The organism is Mycobacterium sp. TH-M103 (assembly GCF_057473785.1).
On record NZ_JBYCLG010000354.1, the window covers coordinates 1 to 4,028 of the forward strand.

4 protein-coding genes are annotated in these 4,028 nt (G+C 69.2%); 1 reads left to right on the forward strand and 3 read right to left on the reverse strand.

The features are described from left to right. Window positions 1–602: aldo/keto reductase (locus AC2VOR_RS19725; protein WP_486964352.1), on the reverse strand; the 602-nt coding region annotated here is incomplete at its 3' end. Window positions 603–723: 121 nt separating this feature from the next. Here AC2VOR_RS19725 and AC2VOR_RS19730 point away from each other — a divergent pair. Then, window positions 724–2,028, forward strand: coding sequence for an acyltransferase family protein (locus AC2VOR_RS19730; RefSeq protein WP_486964353.1), 1,305 nt, complete (start codon window positions 724–726; stop codon window positions 2,026–2,028). On the opposite strand, the gene AC2VOR_RS19735 is transcribed toward AC2VOR_RS19730, so the two are convergent. Beyond that, window positions 2,018–3,463 (reverse strand): gamma-aminobutyraldehyde dehydrogenase, encoded by a 1,446-nt coding sequence (locus AC2VOR_RS19735; RefSeq protein WP_486964354.1) that lies wholly within the window; start codon window positions 3,461–3,463, stop codon window positions 2,018–2,020. The two genes, AC2VOR_RS19730 and AC2VOR_RS19735, sit on opposite strands and share 11 nt — an antisense overlap. 5 nt (window positions 3,464–3,468) lie before the next feature. Beyond that, window positions 3,469–4,028: copper amine oxidase (locus tag AC2VOR_RS19740; protein WP_486964355.1), on the reverse strand; the 560-nt coding region annotated here is incomplete at its 5' end.

Consider the following 4,028-nt stretch of genomic DNA (forward strand, 5'->3'; position numbering starts at 1 on the left):
GAGTAGGCGACGAAGCCGATCCCGAGTTCACGCAGCACGGCCAGTACCCCGTCCTCGGGGTCGCGGGTCCAGATCGAGTACTCCGATTGCACGGCCGTGACGGGGTGCACGGCGTGCGCGCGGCGGATCGTGTTCATCCCGACCTCGGACAGGCCGATGTGCCGGATCTTGCCGGCGGCCACCAGCTCGGACAACGCCCCCATCGTCTCCTCGATCGGGGTGCCGCGGTCCAGCCGGTGTTGATAACAGAGGTCGATGTGGTCGGTCCCCAGCCGCTTGAGCGAACCGTCCACGGCGATGCGGACATTGGCAGGGCTGCTGTCCAGGCCGTGCCGACCGGTGTGGGACAGCAGGCCGAACTTGGTCGCCAGCACGACCCGATCCCGCCGGCCCCGCAGGGCGCGCGCGACGAGCTCTTCGTTGACGTAGGGGCCGTACACCTCGGCGGTGTCGATGAGCGTGACGCCGAGGTCGATGGCGCGGTGGATGGTGCGGACGGACTCCGCGTCGTCGCCGCCCGCGCCGGCGTAGGCCACGGACATGCCCATCGCGCCCAGGCCGACGCGTCCGACATCGAGGCGGCCGAGGTGGGCCTGCTTCATGAAACCCGCCCTTGTCTCGTCGAGTCATCTTCTCTGATGGAGTCATTGTGCCGTGGGCGACTTCGGGGCACGGCGCGGGTACCGTGGCCCGCGTGCACCGCATGGACCTTTCGGCGAACTGATGGACGGCGCCACCACCACGCGGCAGGCGCGCAATCTCGCCGTCGACTTCTACCGGGTCTCCGGTGTGGTGCTGATCGTGCTGGGACATTGGCTGGCCGGTTCGGTGACGTACCACGGCGGGCAATTCGGTCGGCAGAATCCGCTGCTCGATCTGCCGTGGACCCAGTGGTTGACCTGGATCTTCCAGGCCGTTCCGGTGTTCTTCCTGGTCGCCGGCTACGCCGGTGGGATCTCCTGGACGCGTCGGCGCGCCGGCGACGACTTCTCCCGCCACGCGTGGACCCGGCATCGGCTGGCCCGCGTTCTCGGGCCGACGGCGGCGTACGTCGCGCCGGTGTGGGTCGCCGTGGCCGTCGCGGAGTTCCTCGGCGTGTCGGGCTCCCTGCTCGATTACGCGGGCTGGGCGGCGGCCATGCACCTGTGGTTTCTCGCCATCTACCTGATTGTGGTGTCGCTGACGCCCATCGCGGTTGCCACGCAGGGACGTTGGGGTCTCGGGGTTGCGGCGGCGCTGGCGATCGGAGTCATCGCAGTGGACGCCGCGTCGGTGCACGGCCATGTCCCCTACCTCGGATGGCTGAACTACGTGTTCTGCTGGGGGCTGCTCTATCAGCTCGGAATCGCGTGGCACGGTGGCCTGCTGGGCGGGCTCAGGCCGCTGCTGCTGGCGGCCGGGTCGGCGGTCGCGCTGGCGCTGCTGATCTGGCGGGGCGGATATCCGGTGAGCATGATCGGCGTTCCCGGCCAGGCCATCGAGAACACGACGCCGCCGAACGCGGCGATGCTGGCGTTCGGGTGCACCGAGGCCGGGCTGGCGATCGCGCTCGCCCCTGCGGTCAGCCGGGCGCTACGCGCCGGCTGGGTGCGGCGCGCGCTGTCGGTCGCCAACACCAACGTGATGGCGCTCTACCTGTGGCACATGATCCCGGCCGTGATCGTCGCGGTCGTCGCCTACCCGGCCGGACTGTTGCCCCAACCGGTCGAGGGATCGGCGGCGTGGTGGCTGGCCCGACTCGAGTGGGTCGTCGTCCTGACGGTAATGACCGGCGCGGAGATGGTCGTGTTGGGTTGGCAGCGGCGCATTTTCGGTGCCCCGTTGCCCACTTTCGGGGTCCGGCTCCCCCACCGCTGGGGCGAGGCGGTCACGTTGGCCGGCGCCGCGATGGCCGTCTACAGCCTCGAGTACCTGGCCGCCGACGGCTTCGCTCCGGACGGGCGCTTCCCGTGGGCGACCGCGGTGGTGTTCGCGGCCGGGCTGATCCTGGTGATGTTTCGTCCCGCGGATCCCCGGCTCAGCCCGTGAACCCGTGATGGTGCATCACGTGCTTGATGCGGGTGTAATCCTCCAGCCCGTACAGGGACAGGTCCTTGCCGTACCCGGAGTGCTTGAAGCCGCCGTGCGGCATCTCGGCCACCAGCGGGATGTGGGCGTTGATCCACACGCAGCCGAAGTCCAGCTGCGCCGCCATCCGCGCCGCGGTGTCGGCGTTGCGGGTCCACACCGATGACGCGAGCCCGTATTCGGTGCCGTTGGCCATGGCGACGGCCTGCCGTTCGTCGCCGAACCGCTGCGCGGTCATGACCGGTCCGAAGATCTCGGTCGCGACCAGCTCGTCGTCCTGGTGCAAGTCGGCGATCAGGGTGGGTTCGTAGAAGAAGCCGGCGCCGTCCTTGCGGCGGCCGCCGGTGAGCAGCCGGGCATGCGCCGGCGCGCCCGAGACCAGGCCGGAGACCTTCTCGAGCTGGTTTGCGTTGTTGATCGGGCCGTACAGGATGTCCTCGTCGGCCGGGTCGTAGCCGGTCTTGATCTCGCCCACCGCGTCCGACATGGCCGCCAGGAACTCGTCGTAGATGCCGTCGCCGATGATCATGCGCGTGGCCGCGGTGCAATCCTGCCCGGCGTTGAAATAGCCCGCCTCGGTGAGGCCGCGCACGGTGGCCGCGATGTCGGCGTCATCGAAGACGACCACCGGTGCATTGCCGCCGAGCTCCAGATGCGCGCGTTTGAGGTCCTTGGCCGCGCTGGCCGCCACCGCCATCCCGGCCCCGACGGATCCGGTGATCGACACCATCTGCGGCACCGGGTGCGCGACGAGTTCCGCACCGGTGTCGCGGTCGCCGCAGACCAGGTTGCAGACCCCGGGTGGAAAGATCTCCTGCATCTTCTCCACGATCCAGAACGCCGACGCCGGCGTGGTGTCCGACGGTTTGAGCACCGTCGTGCAGCCGGCGGCCAGCGCGGGCGCGAACTTCCACACCAACATCAACATCGGGTAGTTCCACGGCGCCACCTGCGCGACCGGGCCGACGGGTTCGCGGCGCACCGACGAGGTGTACCCCGGCATGTACTCGGCCTGGGCACGGCCTTCGAGGACACGCGCGGCGCCCGCGAAAAACCGCAGGTGGTCGAGCACCTGCGGAATCTCCTCCGAGGTCGTCAACCCGATCGGCTTGCCGGTGTTCTCGCTTTCGACCGCCACGAGGTCCTCGGCGTTCTCCTCGATGGTATCGGCGAGTTCCAGCAGCGCCCGCTGCCGGTCCCCGGGGGTGCTCCAGCGCCACGACTCGAATGCCCGTGCCGCCGACCTGAACGCCCGGTCGACGTCGTCGGCCGACGAATTCGGCGCCGCGGCATAGGTTTCCCCCGTGGCGGGGTTGACGATGTCCATCAGCCTCCCGTCGGCCGGAGCCCGGACCTCACCACCGATGATGTTGTGGAAGAGCTTCTTCTCCGACATGTGCGTCACCTCCATGTTTTGCGGTGTCGGGCGTCCCCGCCGTCGTGGTGGCAGTCGGTTGCCGGGGTGGGCGCGACGTCCAACGCCGGCGTGCGATTGAAGAACCCGACGGGCTTGAGCCAGAACGACACCGTGTCGACCGGCATGATCGGCCAGTCTTCCGCACGGGTGATGTGGTGGATCCCGAAGGTGTACCAGAGCACCACGTCGGTGTTCTGGATGGGGCGGTCGGCCGCGGTCCAGCGGGGCAGGCCGAGACCGGGCCCACTCTGGTTCACGAACTCGCCTGCCGGCCAGCGCTCATCGGGACGGTTCGGCGTGACCCACACGGTGTGGCCGATGACTCCGGCGCGCTGCAGGACCGGCGAGTCCCAATCGAACATGGACGGGATCGCCCCGCCCGGCACGAGCTTGTAGGAGGGGTGGGCGCCCAGGCCGTTGGTGACGTTGTCGTTGACCACCCGCCACACCCGCTGGGTCTCCCAGCAGTAGTCCTGCCTGCCCTCGTGTTCGGTGCGCAGCGGAATGGTTCTGTGCCGCAGGGATAATCCGTAGGGGTTGTCCG

Bases quoted from the DNA above. Each gene is read 5' to 3' on its own strand.
- AC2VOR_RS19730 (WP_486964353.1), top strand. From the start codon at position 724: ATGGACGGCGCCACCACCACGCGGCAGGCGCGCAATCTCGCCGTCGAC.
- AC2VOR_RS19735 (WP_486964354.1), bottom strand. From the start codon at position 3,463: ATGTCGGAGAAGAAGCTCTTCCACAACATCATCGGTGGTGAGGTCCGG.